Source organism: Arthrobacter sp. B2a2-09 (assembly GCF_027587375.1).
In the GTDB taxonomy this organism is placed as follows: Bacteria; Actinomycetota; Actinomycetes; order Actinomycetales; family Micrococcaceae; genus Arthrobacter.
In genome coordinates this window covers 1-212 of the sequence record NZ_JAMXIC010000136.1, presented here as the reverse complement: position 1 = coordinate 212, position 212 = coordinate 1, and the positions used below count along the sequence as shown (strand labels likewise).

The 212-nt window shown below is 63.7% G+C and carries 1 pseudogene; it reads right to left on the bottom strand.

The features are described from left to right. Positions 1 to 143 (bottom strand): annotated as a pseudogene (locus NFJ07_RS26120) (adenosine deaminase family protein); the annotation flags it as partial. Positions 144 to 212: the final 69 nt, after the last annotated feature.

Sequence of the window (212 nt, the reverse complement as noted above, 5' to 3'; positions counted from 1 at the left end):
TCCAGGCGTTCACAATGCAGAAGGTCAAGCGTCGTGCCTACGTTCCGCGGCAGCGCCCACTCGCCTGCGTGGGCCGTGCGCCGGATCCCATGCTTGCCGGCGAGCCGGAAAGCTTCCTGGAACGCTTCCGGGGGGCCGGTCATCTCATTTGCATCCATTCCGATCCCGACGACTTCATCTCTCGGATTGTCGATCACGGCCTGGACGAGCTG